Origin of the sequence: Amycolatopsis sp. cmx-4-54 (assembly GCF_046548895.1) — a bacterium.
Taxonomy (GTDB): Bacteria; Actinomycetota; Actinomycetes; order Mycobacteriales; family Pseudonocardiaceae; genus Amycolatopsis.
In genome coordinates this window covers 126,939-143,030 of record NZ_JAEBEJ010000001.1, presented here as the reverse complement: position 1 = coordinate 143,030, position 16,092 = coordinate 126,939, and the positions used below count along the sequence as shown (strand labels likewise).

The following is a 16,092-nucleotide window of genomic DNA, read 5'->3' as shown; positions in this document are numbered from 1 at the left end:
CGCGTGAACCCGCCCCGGCCGAAGGCCCCGCTATCGCGGTGGCAGGGCGCCCTATCCGCCGCAGTGACGGGGATGACCAGGTGCGGCCTGCCGACGTCGATCGCGGTCGCGGGTTCACCAGCAGACGATAGGGCGGGAACATGCTCGAACAGGAAACGATCACCGCGATCGCCGACGAACTGGCGGCCGCGGAGGAGGCCCGGGAGACTATCCCGCTGCTGACAGCACGCTATCCGGACATGACCGTCGAGGACTCGTACGCCGTGCAGAACGAATGGCGGCGCCGGGGTATCGCGGCGGGGCGCCGTCCGGTCGGGCGCAAGATCGGGCTCACGTCGAAGGTCATGCAGGCCGCCACCGGGATCACCGAACCCGACTACGGCGCGATCTTCGCGGACATGGTGTTCGAGAACGGCTCCGTGATCGAGCACGGCCGGTTCTCGAACGTGCGCATCGAGGTCGAACTGGCCTTCGTGCTTCGTGATTCCCTTTCCGGACCGGACACCACGGTGTTCGACGTGCTGCGCGCGACCGAGTACGTCGTCCCCGCGCTGGAGATCCTGTCTTCACGCATCGAGATGGCGGGCCGGACGATCGTCGACACGATCAGCGACAACGCGGCCATGGGCGGGATGGTCTACGGCGGCAACCCGGTCGCCGTCGACGCCGTCGACCTGCGTTGGGTCTCGGCGCTGTTGTACCGCAACGAAACCATCGAGGAATCCGGCGTCGCCGCCGCGGTGCTGAACCATCCCGCGAACGGCGTCGCCTGGCTGGCGAACAAGCTCGCCCAGCACGGTGACAAACTCGATCCGGGCGATATCGTGCTGGCCGGGTCGTTCACGCGGCCGATGTGGGTGCACCCCGGCGACACGGTGACCGCCGACTATCGGGACCTGGGGGCGATCACATGCCGCTTCGTCTAGACCCGCCGTTCCGGGATCGGCTGGGCGAACGGCCACTGATCGGCATGTGGGTCACGTCGGGAAGCCCGGTCGTCGCGGAGATCTGCGCGGGCTCCGGGCTCGACTGGCTGCTCGTCGACACCGAACACTCCCCCGCCGGACTCGAAACGGTGCAGTTGTTGCTGCAGACGATCGCCGCCTATCCCATAGCGCCGATGGTGCGCGCGCCGTCCGGCGACGCTGTCGCACTGAAGCAACTGCTCGACCTGGGCGCGCAGAACCTGCTGGTGCCCATGGTCGACAGCGCGGAGGAAGCGGAAGCCGTGGTGCGGGCCGTCCGTTATCCGCCGCGTGGCGTGCGTGGTGTCGGCAGCGCCCTTTCGCGGTCGGCGCGCTGGAACCGAGTCGAGGACTATCTCGCGAAGGCCGAAGAGTTCACGTCGCTGTTCGTCCAGATCGAGTCGACGACAGGGGTCGCGGCGGCCGCAGAGATCGCCGCTGTCGACGGCGTCGACGGGGTGTTCGTCGGGCCGTCCGATCTGGCCGCCTCGATGGGCCTGCTCGGACAGCAGACGCACCCCGACGTCACCGCGGCCGTCTTGAGCACCTTCGAGGCCGTCCTTGCTCAGGGAAAGCCGGTGGGAGTCAACGCGTTCGACCCCGCACAGGCTCAGCGCTATCTCGACGCCGGCGCTGCGTTCGTGCTGGTCGGCGCCGACGTCTCTCTGCTCGCACAAGGTTCGGAGGCGCTCGCGCGGCGGCATCAGGCTTAAGGTCTTGGCATGCTCCCGTGGCTGCTCGACTCGGACCCGGCCCTGCGCTGGCAGGTGGAACGCGACCTCGCGCACGAACCGCTCGAGGTCTGGGAGGCGACGCGGGCACGGATCGCGACCGAGGGCTTCGGAGCGCGTCTGCTCGCCCACCAGGACCCGGACGGCCAGTGGGCGGGCGGCGCGTTCTTTCCTGCCGGGTTCACCGGTACTGAGAACGGACAGCCGTGGACGGCGACGACGTGGTCGCTCAACACTCTGCGCGAGTGGGGCATGGACGCCGCGGTCCTTTCTGGGACGGCCGAACTCCTCGCTCGGAACAGCCGGTGGGAGTACGACGACCTGCCGTACTGGGGCGGCGAGGTCGACTGTTGCATCAACGCGTGGACGCTCGCGAACGGTCTGTGGCTCGGCGCCGACGTCGCCCCGCTCGTCACGTGGTTCTCCGAACATCGACAACCCGACGGTGGCTGGAACTGCGAGTGGGTCTCGGGTTCCCGACGTTCATCCGTGCACTCGACGCTGAACTCGCTGAAAGGCCTGCTCGCCTTCGAGACCGCGACCGGTGGCACCCCGGCTTCGCGGGCCGCGCGACGCTCGGGTGAGGAGTATCTGCTGGAGCGGGGCCTGTTCCGGCGGCTGTCGACCGGGTCGGAGATCGCGCCGTGGATCACGGTCTTCGCGTATCCGTTCCGCTGGTTCTACGACGTGCTGAACGCGGCCGACTACTTCCGTGAGGCGTCCCTGCGCGACGGCACGCCTCCGGATCCGCGAATGGCCGAAGCCGTCGAACGCATCCGTGCCGCACGGCAGCCGGACGGGACCTGGCTGCAGGCCCACCGGCACGCCGGGCAGGTGTGGTTCGAGGTCGGCGTCGCGGCAGGCGAACCGTCGAAGTGGTTGACGCTGTACGGCAGTCGGGTGCTGAACTGGTGGGATTCCGCGACTTGAGCAGGGGCGGACCTTCCTCACGCGCGGTCCTTGGCTGAGCAGGCGTTATTGCAGTCTGTGAAGGCCTCCTTGAGGGACTCTGGGTCCCTCAAGGAGGCCTTCACAGACTCCAGACAGAACGCGGCACTCCGATTCGCCGGGATGCGGGCATGCCGAGGGCCAACAAGCGAAACGCACGAACAATACTGAAGGGTGATTTGCCCCCAACACGACGACTACCCTAAAGCAATCAGCCGACTAATTGCGAAGGCGACCGTTCCGGAAGCCGAAGTGCGGCCGCGACACCGCCAACGGCGACAAGACCGATGAACCCGAACACGAAACCGAAAGCCAAGGCCGGCCGCGATTCGAGCCCCGCCAGGATCGCGCCGGTCACCGCCACCCCGGCCACCGCACCCACCTGCCTGACCGTGTTGAACAGACCCGAGGCGCCGCCCGCGGCATCGGGTCCGACGGACGACATCGCGATGGTGGACAGCGGTGACCACGCCAGCGCGTTGGCAGCCCCCAGAAACGCGGCGCCCACCGAGATCCACCAAGGGTTCAGCTTCACCACCACCACCAGCCCGATGAGCAGAAGACTCGTAGCGAGCAGACTCATGCCGAGTATCGCCGGGCGGCGCCCACCCGCCCGATCGACCCAGCGGCCTGCCGGTGGCGACAGCACGATCGCGACGACCGCGTCCGGTGCGAGGATCAACGCGGCTTCCATCGGGCCGAAACCGCGTATCTCTTGGATGTAGAGCATGGTGGGCAACGCCATCGCGAGAACCGTCGCGCCGAGCGCCGCCATCGCGAGGCTCGCGGACGAATACCCGGACGAGCGATAGAGCCTCAACGGCGCGAGGGCGTCCTCGCCCTGGCCCCGTTCCCGAAACCAGAAACAGACAAGCAGCACACCGGCGAGGGCGGTCGCAGGCAGAGAAAGCGGGCTCCAGGACAGGAGTGCCCACACCAGAAGACTCAAACCCGCCGTACTCGACGCGGCTCCGAGCAGATCGAAGCGGGTGGCACTTCCCCGGCTTCCCGGAATCAGGCGGATGCCCATGACCACGGCGACGGCGCAGAGCGGCACGTTGACCCAGAAGATCCAGCGCCAATCCAGGCTCGCTGTCAGCAGCCCACCCAGAATGGGGCCGAGCAAGGTGGCGGCCGCCGCCACCGAGCCCCAGATGCCGAACGCGCGACCCCGCTCGTCTTCGGCGAAGAGGCGTCGGATCAACGTGAGCGGTTGCGGTGACATCGCGGCCGCCGCCAGGCCTTGCAGGATCCGGAAAGCGATGAGCCATCCGATCGACGGCGCGATCCCGCACAGCGCCGAGGTGACGCCGAACCCTCCCATGCCGAAGAGGTAGACACGCTTGGGGTCGAAGAGATCACCGAGACGACCGGCGACCAGCAGCGGAACCGAAAACGCGAGCAGATAGCCCGCCGTCACCCAGAAGAGCGCGGCGACGTCCCCGCCCAGATCGGCTTGGATGCTCGGGCTCGCCACCGCGACGATGGTCGTGTCGAGCAGGAGTACGAAGAACCCCGCGAGCAGAGCCGCGAGCCCACCCCATCTCGACGGCCCCATGGCGCACACCCTAGTGGCGATCACGGTTTAGGGTCTTGCCATGACCGCACCTCCGCGTGGCGGAGCCCCCGCCGAGGCCTTGGCCGCCGTCGAAGCGAGCATCGAGGACCGGTGGCGGTCGTTCCTGGCGGAATACGAGGTGACCGCCGGGACGAAAGAGGAAACCGACCTCGCCGAATCGGTGGTCGCCGATACTTCCGTGTTCGAATGGCGAGTCGTCGACGCCGCCTTCGACAGGTTGACCTGCACCGACTGCGGCAACGGGCTCGGCTCGGGGCCCGACGGCTGCGAGAAATGCGACCAGGCCAACGGATTCCGGTTCGCGGCCATCGAGACCGACCGGCCGGCCACACCGCCGGGCACCGAGCACGGGCTCCGCGTCGCCACCGCGGTCGCCCGAGCCCGGCACCGCTACGGAGCGCGGGCCCGCTGCGGTTTCGAACTCGGTCTTCCGCTTCTCCTCGACGGCGAACTGCCCGGTACGGCTCAAGCGCAGGCGTACCGGGCAGCGATCAACAAGCTCACGGAAGAGGAATGCGAGCGCGTGACCTCGTTCGACGAGATCTCGCGGCTCAGTAGTCGTCGCGTCCGGTGAACTGCTGCTCCAGCAGCTCCGCCGAGCCCGCGACGAGTTCGAGCGGGTCGGTGAACTCGTTGATGTCGAGGTTCACCAACGGCAGGGAATGGCGCAGCACCAGGTGCTCTCCCATGACCACCAGTCCGCCGACGACGATCGTGTTGCCGATCTCGGTCAGCACGGTCGTGAGGTCGACCTGGTCGACGCGCGCGAACGGCGTCGCGATCTGCACCCAGTCCTCGCGGCGGTCGAAGACCTCCCGCGCGATGACCACCGTCTGGGCCCGCTCTTCGTAGTCGTCGTCACCGTAGGACAATCGGATGCGAATTTCGTCCGGTTCGTCCTTCACCACCCGATATTCGTGCCGTACGAACGCGATCAGATCGGCCCATTCCGCCATGAATTCAGTCTCCCTCGCAGTCGAAGATCAAGACTAGCGAGACCGGGTGAGCACGAACGTGCCTCCTGCCGACATCACCCGGACGAAGCAGCACGGATTGGCTTCGCCCGAAGTGCACATCCACGCGTTCAAACGAGGCGCCGATCGAACTCCATCGGCGACTCCTCGGGTTCCAGGTCGAGGGACGACTACGGGAGCACGCGTTCTTCGCCGGGCGGGATCCCTTCACCGCGCCGTGAAGGGATCCCGCCCGGTCGGTCAGCCGCCGGCCGGCAACCCCGCCCGCGCTTCCTGCGCGGTCAACGGCCGAAGCAACAGCGTGTACTCGTAAGTGCTGTCAGGTTGAACTTGGCCGCGTTCCCGCACCGGGTTCGGCGTGTCCCCGACCCCGGTCACCGCGTGGCTCGCGTGCAGGGTGGACCAGCCCTTGTTGCGCTGCAGCTGGAACGGATACGCCGCTCGGTCGAGATCGTCGAACGGGGTCACGCTGACGTCGTTCGCGCCGCCGACCAGCAGGCCACCGGTCCGGCCGTCGGTGAGCAGCGCCCATCGGCTGTCGGTGTGGTTGCCGTGGTCCTGCGGCCGGTGGTACTCGACGTACTGCTGGTCCACCGTGCTCGACTGCACGCCGATCGGCGTCCCGTCCTTCCGGTCGACGTAACTCTCGGCTTTTCGCCCATACCAGGCGAACCGGTCGTATCGGTCCGGCACCGCGAGCGAGACACCGATCCGGGGCAGATACGGCAGTGTGCGCACGCTTCCTTGCGGCACCACCCGGTTGCCCAGGCTCAGGGTCCCGGTCCGGTCGACGGCGTAGGTCATCGTCTGGTCGAACCACGCCCCGGCGACGTCGGGCGCCGCGACCCGGCTGTCGACGATCACCCGCACGCCGCGCGAGCCGTCCTTCTCGACCCGCACTCCGGTGACCGTGGTCTTCAAGCGGTCCAGGCCTGCCTTGCGCCAGTCCTCGCCCTCGGCTCTGCCCCAGGCGAAGGTCTCGTTGCTGATGGGCGCCCGCCATGCGTCGAGCTTCGGCCCGGCGGTCAGCAGTTCCTTGCCCTGGTGCCGGATGGACGTCAGCGCACCGGTCGCCTTGTCCACCCGGTACGTGACACCGGCCGCCGACGCCGTCACCGAACCCGCGTCCTCGGCGACCCCGACGGACTTCCCGTCGAGCGGAGTCCGGTCCAGGCCGGGAATCCGCATCCCGCCGAGGGAGAACTGGTCGTGGGCCAGGACGTGTCCCCGCGCGAGCATCGGCTCGCCCTGGGTCGTCACCGCCTCGACCGTGAGGAACCGCTCACGGTCCGCCGGATTCGGCGGCACGGGAACGGCGACCCGTCCGGTCGTCCCGGCGCCGACCCGCAACGGCTGTTCGCCGCGGGCGACGATCCGGGAGCCTTCCTGGATCCGCCACCGCAGGTTCAGCTCGTCGGTGCCCTTGAACTGCCGTTCGTTGGTCACCGAAACCGTGCCACCGGAGTAGGTGAACCGGAGCGGCTGATGCGCCCACGCCATCTGTGCGGTCTCCGGCTGTGCCGAACGGTCCGAGTCGATCAGACCGTCCACACCGGACAGGCTGGAGCCGTAGGACAGGTGACTCCCCCGGTCCGCGACGCTGTCGAAGTCCAGCGCCAAGACGGCACCGCCCGCCGGGGTGGGGCCGGACAGCTCCGCGGCGGACAGCGGTTTGTCGTAGATGCGGACGTCGTCGACGGCGCCGCGGCCCATCCAGCCGATGTTCGACGGGTCGTTCCACGACGTCTCGAAGTCGCGGCCGATGTTGACCTCCGCCGAAGACGAGTCGATCGCGCCGGTGAACGGTTTGCTGCCGATCTCCTCGCCGTCGAGATAGAGCCGCAGGGCGGTTCCGTCGTACGTGCCGCTCACCCGGTGCCAGTTGCCGTAGAAGTCGGCGGGCACCTTGGCCTGCACCGCCTGCCACGTTCCGCTGTGGATGAAGAACTCCAGCGTGTCCTGCGTCTTCATCTTGAGCGCGTACTGGTGATCGCCCTTGCCGAGGATGCGGAAATCACCGGTCCATTTCCCCGGCTTCACCCAGGCGTCCAGGGTCAGCGCCTTCCCGGTGATGTCGAGTTTCCGGTCGCGGTAGACCTCGACGAAATCGTCCAGTCCGGACAGCGCCAGCGCCTTGCCGCGATGACCGTCGACCAGCGCCGGCTTGCCGCTGAGATGAGCCGAGATGTCGTTGCCCGACGAATCGGGCGTGACCCGGATCCGCTGCCGGATGTTCTGCTCCGCCCAGTCCCAGATGAACCCGCCCTGGGTCTGCGGATTCGCCCGGATCGTGTCCCAGAACTCCCGGAAGTTGCCGAGACTGTTGCCCATGGCGTGCGCGTACTCGCCGAAGATCAGCGGTTTGGTGGTGTTCTTCGCCTGCTCGGCGAACTTCTCCGGTGACGGATACCGCGGCCCCCACACGTCCGCGAACGGCGCGTCCCCGTCCGGGCTGTTCGACTGGTGGTAGATCGGCCGGGTCGGTTCGTTCGCGTCCAGCCATTCCGCCAGCGCGAAGTGATGCGCGCCGAGGCCCGCCTCGTTTCCGGTGTCCCACAGGAAGACGCTCGGATGGTTCTTGTCCCGTTCGACCATGCCGATCATGCGGTCGAAGAACGCGTCCCGCCAGGCCGGGTCGTTCGCCTGGCAGTATTGAGCGCAGTTCTCGTGGTTGTGGGTCTCGATGTCGATCTCGTCGTCGATCCAGAGCCCGTGCCGGTCTGCCAGTTCGTAGAAATAGGGGTCCGACGGGTAGTGCGAGGTGCGGACCGCGTTGACGTTGAGCTGCTTCATCAGCGCGACGTCGCGTTCCTGCGCGCGCCGGGGCACGTGCCTGCCGTGATCGGGGTCGGTCTCCGCCCGGTTGACACCCTTGAAAAGCACCCGTTTCCCGTTGACCAGCAGCTGTTTGTCGCGGATCTCGATCTCGCGGAAGCCGACCGTCTCGCTGGTGATGTGCGTGACGCGGCCGTCGGGCGCGGTCAACGTCAGGACCGCCGTGTACAGGTTCGGTGTCTCGTCGGTCCACTTCGCCGGGTCGCGGACGGGCAGGCTCAACGCGGTCTTGCCACCCGCCTCGACCTCCCCGCTCGTGGTCCCGACCTCCTTGCCGGCGGCGTCGCGCAGGCTCAGCCCGACGCGGTGCTTGCCCGTGGTCCCGCCGGGTTTGGTGGCGACCTCGACCGCGGCCTTGAGGGTGGCGTCGGTGTAGGTCGCGTCGAGGTCGGTCGTCAGCCCGACGTCCTGGATGAACGTCCCCGGCGCCGAATGCAGGGTCACCGAGCGGAAGATGCCCGAGTACCGCCACTGGTCGACGTCCTCCAGGTAGGCGCCCGCGCTCCAGCGGTGCACCTGCACGGCGATCCGGTTCGGCCCCGGGCGCAGCGCGGAGGAGATGTCGAACTCCGCCGGCGTGTAGCCGCCCTGATCGTAGCCGATGTACTTCCCGTTGACCCAGACGAAGTACGCCGACGTGACGCCCTCGAAGCGCAGGAAGGTCGCGCGTTCCGCCCAGTTCGCGGGCAGGGTGAAGTCACGGACGTAGGCGCCGGTCGGATTGACGTCACGCGGGACACGCGGCGGGTCGTCGGGCTGGATCTCGGTGGCGATGTTGCGGAAGATCGGGTGGTCCAGACCGTCCGTCTGCCACGTGTGCGGGACGGACACCTCACGCCAGCGCGAGGCGTCGAACCCGTCCTCGTGGAACCCCTTCGGGACCTGGGACGGGTTGTCCGCCATCGCGATCCGCCACTTGCCGTCGAGCGAAACCGTGTACGGGCTGCGTTCGTCGCGGCGGGCAGCGGCGGAGACGTCGGCATACGGACGGAGGAAAGCGTGCGGTGGCTCCTGTCCTTCGGAGACTTTTCGTGGATCGTCGAGATAGGACTGGACGTCGGCGGCCGCCGGAGCGGCGGCCGCGACGAGGGTCCCGGCGAGCATCGCCAGGACCAGGACGATGGGGCGTGTTCGCAGCACTGCGTTCAACCTCCCAGAGAGTTCAGCTGAGCCGGAAGCTGACCCGTTGACGATCCCGCACCGCGGCACCGGGACGGAAGACCAAGATCCTTCCCTTGTCGTAGGCCAAATAGGTGGCAGGTTCACCCGCAAGGCGGAACGACACCGCCAGCCGGTCGGAAAGGCCCGGCACCTGGGTGAAACTCGCCGCCCGCCCGTACGCGTCGCTCTCGTCGTACGGATCGATCCGTACGGTCGCCGGATCCACGACCCGGACATACCGGTCCGGGAAGTTCACCGACTGCAGGGCGACGGTTCCCGCGCCGCGGAACCCCGCGACGATCCGGAACTGCGAGTCGGCGAGTTCGCGAACGTTGCCGTCGGCGGTCAGCCGGTACTCGTAGTGCCGCACGTACAACGCCGGATCGTCCACCGGGGACAGCCGCACACAAGGACCGCCTTTGCCGACCGGGACACCGAAACTCGGGGTCCCGTCCTCGTTCCAGTACAGCCGCTGTACGCGGGTATGCCGGTTCGGGTCGTACAGCGGATCGCCGGTGATGTCGCGGTAGTCGCGGGCGTGGTACACGAGCACGTCCGAGCCGTCCTCGGCGACGGTGAACGAGTTGTGCCCGGGACCGTACTGCCGGGTGGCCTCGTTCGTGGTGAACACCGGCTGCGGTGACTTCGTCCACGAACGCGGGTCGAGCAGGTCCGAACGTTCGTCCGCGGTCAGCAAGCCCATGCAGTAGCGGGCGTCGGTGGCGCTCGCCGAATAGGTCATGAACACCCGCCCGTTGCGGATGAGCACCGCCGGCCCCTCGTTGACCTTGAACCCCTGGATCTCCCACGGCAGCGTGGGCACCGCGAGCCGGACGGGATCACCCTTGAGCGCCAGCGGCGAGGCCATCTCGGCGAGGTACAGGTTGCTGTTGGTCGCGATCCCGGGTTCGCTCTGTGCCCAAGCGAAATAGCGTTTGCCGCGATGCTCGAACGTCGTCGAATCGAGGGTGAAGGTGTCCCATTCGGTCACCATCTGCCCGCGCGGCACCCACGTACCCGCGCGCGGATCGTCCGAAGTGGACTCCAGCACGTAGGTCCGGATGCGGAACACGTCATCGGAGTCACCCGCGGCGAAGTAGAAGTACCAGCGCCCGTCGATCCGGTGCAGTTCCGGCGCCCAGATGTGGCCGCCCATCTTCCCGGACGAGGGCCGTCGCCAGATCGTGGTCTCCCTGGCGGTGGCCAGGCCGTCGATCGTGGCGGCGCCGCGCACGACGATGCGGTCGTACTCGGGCACCGAACCCGTCAGGTAGTACATCCCGTTCACCGGGCGGGTGATGAACGGATCGGCCCGCTGTTCGACCAGCGGATTCCGGGTGGTCAACGACGTGGGAGCGGCTTCGGCGGCCTGGGCCGTACCCGGCACCAGGCTGCCGACGGCGGTGACGGCCAGGAGCCCCCCTCCGGCTCTGAACAGGTCACGACGGTCGATGGTCATGGTCATCCCCTCACTCGGGCCGGGAACCGCAGGAAGGTCACGGAGTTCGGCGGGAACGTGTAGGTGAAGCTGTTCGACACGCCGGAGAACCGCGATTCACGGGGCGCGATCGGCGTGCTGAAAGCCGTGTTGACGTCGTCCGGTGAGCCCTGCAGCGTCGTCACGCGGGCGGTCGAACCCGGCTGGACACGGGTGCCGAGAGCGACGCGGGTCCGGGCGGCCGAGGCCTGGGCGTTGACGACCTTGACCACGAGTTCGCCGGTCTTGACGTCGCGGGTGACGACCTGCCGAAACGGTTCGGCGACCTTGTCGTCGGTGAACGAGCCCCACTTCTGTCCGTCGAGGAACAGCGTCACCTGACGGCCCCGCACCTCGACCCGCAGGTCGTACTGCTTGCCGGTCTCGATCTTGGTGTCGTTCTGGAGCAGGGTCTGCTTGCCGCCGCCCTCGGTCTTCTCGACGGCGGAGACGGTGTTGTTCCAGCCGCCAAGGTTCCACCAGTAGTTGTTGCCGGTGTCCTTGACGCCGAACGCGACCAGGAAGCCTTCCCTGCCGCCGGTCTTCGTCGCCTTCACCGAGAAGTCGTAGTTGCTCCACGAGGGATCACCCGCGGTCACCAAGGTGCTCTCGGCGGCCTGGTCCGACTGGACGTACACCCCGTTCGACACCGCCCAGGTACCCCGTCCGGCCACCTTCGACCAGCGCGAGTCGTCGCCGGAGAAGTCGTCCGAGAACAGCTGCGCGCCGTCGGCCGACGTGACCTTGACGTCGTCGTAGGCCGCGCTCGTCGCCCAGGTGGACAGTCCGATCGCGCCCGAAATCGGCGCGACCGTGGCCGGCGTCGCCGACACCCTGCTCGGGACGACGTGGTCACCGACGTTGGTCATGAACAGCTTCTGCGTCTCGTAACTGGCCGAAGCCCACGAACGCTGGTTGTCGAACCAGATCATGTCCGGTTTCCACTGCACGTAGTCGGTGTTCGCCAGCAGCGGCGCGTACGACGCGAGCTTGACGACGTCGGCGTTCCGCTCCAGCCCGGTCATGTACGCGGCCTCGGCCAGCGCGTTCCCGAACTTGTTGTCCAGCGACGCGTATTCACCGAGGAACACCTTCGGGCCGGTGCGGTCGTAGGTGTCGTAGCGCTGGTTGTTCCGCAGGAACCACTGTGGACTGTTGTAGTAATGCTCGTCGACCATCGAGACCTTCTCTTTCCGGTTCAGGTCCCACAGCCGGTCGAACGTCGTGCCGGTGTCGTCCGGTCCCGAGTTGCTGATCACCGTGATCCCCGGGTACTTCGCCGCGATCGCCTTGCGGAACTCGGTGAAGCGGGCGAAGAACTCGTCGGGCAGGTTCTCCTCGTTTCCGACGCCGACATGCGTCAGGTTGAACGGCGCCGGATGCCCCATTTCGGCCCGCTTCTTGCCCCAGGTCGAGGTGACCGGTCCGTTGGCGAACTCGATCAGGTCGAGCGTGTCCTGGATATGCCGCCGCAGCAGCGCCGGATCGTCGGTCGCCTTGTTCTGCCCGCAGCCGGTGACCAGCGCCGGCACCACCGGGAGCGGCATCGCGCCGATGTCCTCGGAGAACTGGAAGTACTCGTGATAGCCGATGCCGTAGGACTGGTTGTAGCCCCAGAAGTTCGCGTTCGTGGCCCGCTGCTCGACCGGGCCGATGGTGTCCTTCCACTGGTACGAACGCTTCCGCTCCCAGTTCGGCGCCTCGTAACCCTGGTGGCTGCCGGTGTTGACGAGGCATCCGCCGGGGAAGCGCACGAAACCGGGTTTGAGCGCGGCGATCCTCTCCGCGAGGTCGGCCCGCATACCGCCTGCCCGGTTCTTGTAGGTGTCGCGCGGGAACAGCGACACCATGTCCAGCCGCAGCGTCCCGCCGCCGGACGCGGTCAGCGCGAGCCTGCCCAGCGCGCTCGACTCCCGCGCCCGGAAGGCGCCGGTGTACTTCACCCAGCCGTCGCCGCGGACCTGCACCCGCAAGGGGTCGGCGACTGCCTTGCCCGCCGGATCGGTGACGGCGGCTGTGAGCGGGGTGCCCGCCGCGCGATCGGTCCTGGCGAACACCGAGAAGTCGTACTGCTTGCCCTTCTCGACCCGGATGCCCGAGTTGTAACCGGAGTTCGCGACGCCGTACTCGCCTCGGGTGAGTTCGAGCTTGAGATAGCGGCGATTCCGCTCGTTGAGCCTCCGGTCGTCGTCGGCCACCGTCGCCGTACCGGTTCCGCCGTTGAGCGATGTGGGCGCCCACGACGTCAACGGCGTGTACGACGCGTTGTCGGCCTTGTCGTACTCGAAGGAGCGGTTCTGCACGAGTTCCGCGTACAGCCCGCCGTCCGCGGCGCGGTTGATGTCCTCGAAGAAGACGCCGTACATCGAACGGTCGATCGTGGCACCGCGTCCCGCCGCGTCCACGGCGAGGTTGTAGTCGGTCGTCGGTGCCTGGCCCGAAGCGGTCTGAACGGGCACGAGGACACCGGCGGCGATGGTCAGGGACAACACACCGATCCGGATTGACCTACTGCGCACAGCACTTCCTTTCGCTTCTTTGCGAGGAAACCCTGAAACTGCGTATGGACCGCGGGCCGCGTTGCGAAAGCCACTTTCGCAACGTTGAAGGTTGCGAAAGAGGCTTTCGCAACCTCTCGGCCTCACCTCAGGCGGCGGTACGGGCCCGCCGTTTGGTCCAGATGTCGTAGGCGACGGCGGCGAGCAGCACGAAACCCTTGACCAAGTTCACGCTCTCGGTCGGCGCGCCGATGAGGGACATGCCGTTGTTGATCACGCCCATGATCAGGCCGCCGGTGATCGCGCCGACCACCTTGCCGACCCCGCCCTGCACCGCGGCGCCGCCGATGAACGCCGCGGCGATCGCGTCGAGTTCGAACATGTTGCCCGCGGTCGGTCCGGCCTGGTTGAGCCGCCCGGCCACGATGATGCCGGCGAGCGCGGAGAGCACGCCCATGTTGACGAAGATCCAGAAGGTCACGGATTTGACCTTCACCCCGGACAGCGTCGCGGCCTGGAGGTTCCCGCCGATGGCGTAGATGTGGCGGCCGAACACCGCGCGCGTCGTCACCAGCGAATAGCCGATCACCAGCACGGACAGCAGAATCAGCACCCATGGCAGGTTCTTGTACCGCGCCAGCTGCACCACCACGAACAGCACGACGGCGGCCGCCGCGACGATCTTCAGCAGGAACATCGGCAGCGGGTCCACCTCCTGCAGGTAGTTCAGCCGTGCCGTCCGCTTGCGCCACCGCGAGACGACCGCGCCCGCGATGGCCAGGGCACCCAGCAACAGGCTGACCACGTCGGCACCGCCGAGCGGGCCGAGCCCGATGTTGCCGAGATAACCGCCGGTGAATCCGTTCGCCAGCGTCCGCACCTCGTCCGGGAACGGGCCGATCCCCTGGTTCCCGAGCACGGTGAGCGTCAGGGCACGGAAGATCAGCATTCCCGCCAGCGTCACGATGAACGCGGGGATGCCGAAGTAGGCGACCCAATACCCTTGCCACGCCCCGATCACCGCGCCGACGGCCAGCGTGATCAGCAGCGCGACCGGCCACGTCATGCCCATGTTCACCATCAGCACGGCCGAGATCGCGCCGGTCAGCGCCACCACGGACCCGACCGACAGATCGATGTGCCCGGCGATGATGATCAGGATCATGCCGATCGCGAGGATCAGCACGTACGAGTTCTGCACGATCAGGTTCGAGATGTTCTGCGGTTCCAGCAGCGCGCCGCCGGTGAGAATCGAGAACAACACGACGATCAGCGCGAACGCGACGTAGATGCCGCTCTCGCGCGGGTTGAACGAGATCCGGCGCGGCGCCCTGGCCTGTCCGGCTCCCTGCTGGTCACCGACACCGGTGACGGTGGCGGCGGAGGCGGTGCTCATGTCTTACTCCTGTTCCCTGGTCATCGCCCGCATGAGGACCTGTTGGGTGGCCTCGGCCCGGCCGACCTCACCGGTGATCCGGCCCGCCGACAACGTGTAGATCCGGTCGCACAGACCGAGCAATTCCGGCAGCTCGGACGAGATGACCAGGACGGCCTTCCCCTCGTCGGCGAGCCGGTTGACGATCGTGTAGATCTCGTACTTCGCGCCGACGTCGATGCCGCGGGTGGGCTCGTCGAGGATCAGCACGTCCGGATCGGTGAGGATCCATTTGGACAGCACGACCTTTTGCTGGTTGCCACCGGAGAGCGTGCCGGTCACGCTGCGCACGTCCGGTGCCTTGATGTTCATGCTCTTGCGGAATTCCTCGGCGACACGGTGTTCTTCGTTCTCGTCCACCCAGCCGCGACGGGCGAGTTTGCCCAGTGCCGCGCCGGAGATGTTGCGCTGGATGTCCTCGATGAGGTTGAGCCCGTACCGTTTGCGGTCTTCGGTGGCGTACGCGATCCCGTTGGCGACGGCGTCGCCGACCGTGCGCACCTCGATCTCCTTGCCGTCCTTGATCAGGCGTCCGGAGATGTCCTTGCCGTACGAGCGGCCGAACACGCTCATCGCGAGTTCGGTCCGTCCGGCGCCCATCAGTCCCGCGAGCCCGACTATCTCGCCGCGCCGCAACGTCAGGCTCGCGCCGTCCACGACCACCCGGCCGTGTTGCGTCGGGCTGTGCACGGTCCAGTCCTCGATCCGGAGAACCTCGTCACCGATCCGCGGTTCCCTCGGCGGGAACCGGTTCTCCAGTTTCCGGCCGACCATCCCGGCGATGATCCGGTCTTCGGTCACCGTGCTCGCGTCGAGCGTCTCGATCGTCCTGCCGTCGCGCAGAATGGTGATCGAGTCCGCGATCGCGGCGATCTCGTTGAGCTTGTGCGAGATCAAAACGCAGGTGACGCCGTCGTCGCGCAGGCCGCGCAGCAGTTCGAGCAGATGCGCCGAATCGTCGTCGTTCAGCGCCGCCGTCGGCTCGTCCAGGATCAGCAGTTTGACCTCTTTGGACAGTGCTTTGGCGATCTCCACCAGCTGTTGCTTGCCCACACCGATGTCGAGCACCGGCGTCACCGGGTTCTCCCACAGGCCGACGCGCCGCAGCAGCTCGCCCGCCTCTTGGTTCGTCCGGTTCCAGTCGATCAGCCCGCCGCGTGCCTTCTCGTTGCCGAGGAAGATGTTCTCCGCGATGGACAGCTGCTGGCACAGCGCGAGTTCCTGGTGGATGATCACGATCCCGCGGCGTTCGCTGTCGCGGATCGCGGAGAACGCGCACGGCTCGCCGTCGAAGACGATCTCGCCGTCGTACGAGCCGTGCGCGTAGACGCCCGAGAGCACCTTCATCAGCGTGGACTTGCCCGCGCCGTTCTCGCCGCAGATCGCGTGGATCTCTCCCCGGCGCACCGACAGGTTGACGTCCTGCAGCGCCTTGACACCGGGGAAGGTCTTGGTGATCCCCCGCATCCGAAGGATTTCGTCGGTCACG

11 protein-coding genes are annotated in these 16,092 nt (G+C 67.4%); 4 read left to right on the top strand and 7 right to left on the bottom strand.

What is annotated here, in order from left to right; translation table 11 throughout:
* The first annotated feature begins 140 nt into the window (after positions 1 to 140).
* Genes hpaH through ACLJQ7_RS00630 form a run of 3 tightly spaced genes read left to right on the top strand, consistent with a single transcriptional unit; the run spans position 141 to position 2,626 of the window.
* Positions 141 to 926 carry a 2-oxo-hept-4-ene-1,7-dioate hydratase gene (gene hpaH, locus ACLJQ7_RS00640; RefSeq protein ID WP_410646109.1) on the top strand — a complete coding sequence of 262 codons (786 nt, stop codon included), beginning with the start codon at positions 141 to 143 and terminating at the stop codon, positions 924 to 926.
* On the top strand, positions 911 to 1,678 hold the full coding sequence (locus ACLJQ7_RS00635; RefSeq protein WP_410646108.1) for an HpcH/HpaI aldolase family protein: 768 nt from the start codon (positions 911 to 913) through the stop codon (positions 1,676 to 1,678). Before hpaH ends, ACLJQ7_RS00635 begins: the two co-directional genes overlap by 16 nt.
* A 9-nt stretch (positions 1,679 to 1,687) precedes the next feature.
* Complete coding sequence (locus ACLJQ7_RS00630; RefSeq protein WP_410646107.1) at positions 1,688 to 2,626, top strand: squalene cyclase; 939 nt, start codon at positions 1,688 to 1,690, stop codon at positions 2,624 to 2,626.
* 229 nt (positions 2,627 to 2,855) lie between these two features.
* Here the strand turns inward: ACLJQ7_RS00630 and ACLJQ7_RS00625 are convergent, their stop codons facing one another.
* Positions 2,856 to 4,202, bottom strand: a complete 1,347-nt coding sequence (locus ACLJQ7_RS00625) for an MFS transporter (RefSeq protein ID WP_410646106.1) — start codon at positions 4,200 to 4,202, stop codon at positions 2,856 to 2,858.
* Positions 4,203 to 4,242: 40 nt separating this feature from the next.
* Here ACLJQ7_RS00625 and ACLJQ7_RS00620 point away from each other — a divergent pair, with 40 nt between their 5' ends.
* Positions 4,243 to 4,797: a hypothetical protein gene (locus ACLJQ7_RS00620; protein ID WP_410646105.1), complete on the top strand. Its 555-nt coding sequence runs from the start codon at positions 4,243 to 4,245 to the stop codon at positions 4,795 to 4,797.
* On the opposite strand, the gene ACLJQ7_RS00615 is transcribed toward ACLJQ7_RS00620, so the two are convergent.
* The 6 genes from ACLJQ7_RS00615 to mmsA all read right to left on the bottom strand — a co-directional run bounded on the left by ACLJQ7_RS00615 (position 4,775) and on the right by mmsA (position 16,091).
* Positions 4,775 to 5,179, bottom strand: a complete 405-nt coding sequence (locus ACLJQ7_RS00615; RefSeq protein WP_410646104.1) for a hypothetical protein — start codon at positions 5,177 to 5,179, stop codon at positions 4,775 to 4,777. The two genes, ACLJQ7_RS00620 and ACLJQ7_RS00615, sit on opposite strands and share 23 nt — an antisense overlap.
* A gap of 258 nt (positions 5,180 to 5,437) precedes the next feature.
* Complete coding sequence (locus ACLJQ7_RS00610; RefSeq protein ID WP_410646103.1) at positions 5,438 to 9,172, bottom strand: glycoside hydrolase family 2 TIM barrel-domain containing protein; 3,735 nt, start codon at positions 9,170 to 9,172, stop codon at positions 5,438 to 5,440.
* A gap of 22 nt (positions 9,173 to 9,194) precedes the next feature.
* Positions 9,195 to 10,652: a family 43 glycosylhydrolase gene (locus tag ACLJQ7_RS00605; protein ID WP_410646102.1), complete on the bottom strand. Its 1,458-nt coding sequence runs from the start codon at positions 10,650 to 10,652 to the stop codon at positions 9,195 to 9,197.
* 2 nt (positions 10,653 to 10,654) lie between these two features.
* The gene (locus ACLJQ7_RS00600; protein WP_410646101.1) at positions 10,655 to 13,189 is read right to left on the bottom strand and encodes an alpha-L-arabinofuranosidase C-terminal domain-containing protein; all 2,535 of its coding nucleotides are present in this window, start codon (positions 13,187 to 13,189) and stop codon (positions 10,655 to 10,657) included.
* Between the two features lie 127 nt (positions 13,190 to 13,316).
* Positions 13,317 to 14,564 (bottom strand): multiple monosaccharide ABC transporter permease, encoded by a 1,248-nt coding sequence (gene mmsB / locus ACLJQ7_RS00595; protein ID WP_410646100.1) that lies wholly within the window; start codon positions 14,562 to 14,564, stop codon positions 13,317 to 13,319.
* Positions 14,565 to 14,567: 3 nt separating this feature from the next.
* Positions 14,568 to 16,091 carry a multiple monosaccharide ABC transporter ATP-binding protein gene (mmsA, locus tag ACLJQ7_RS00590; RefSeq protein WP_410646099.1) on the bottom strand — a complete coding sequence of 508 codons (1,524 nt, stop codon included), beginning with the start codon at positions 16,089 to 16,091 and terminating at the stop codon, positions 14,568 to 14,570.
* Between the last annotated feature and the right edge of the window lies 1 nt (position 16,092).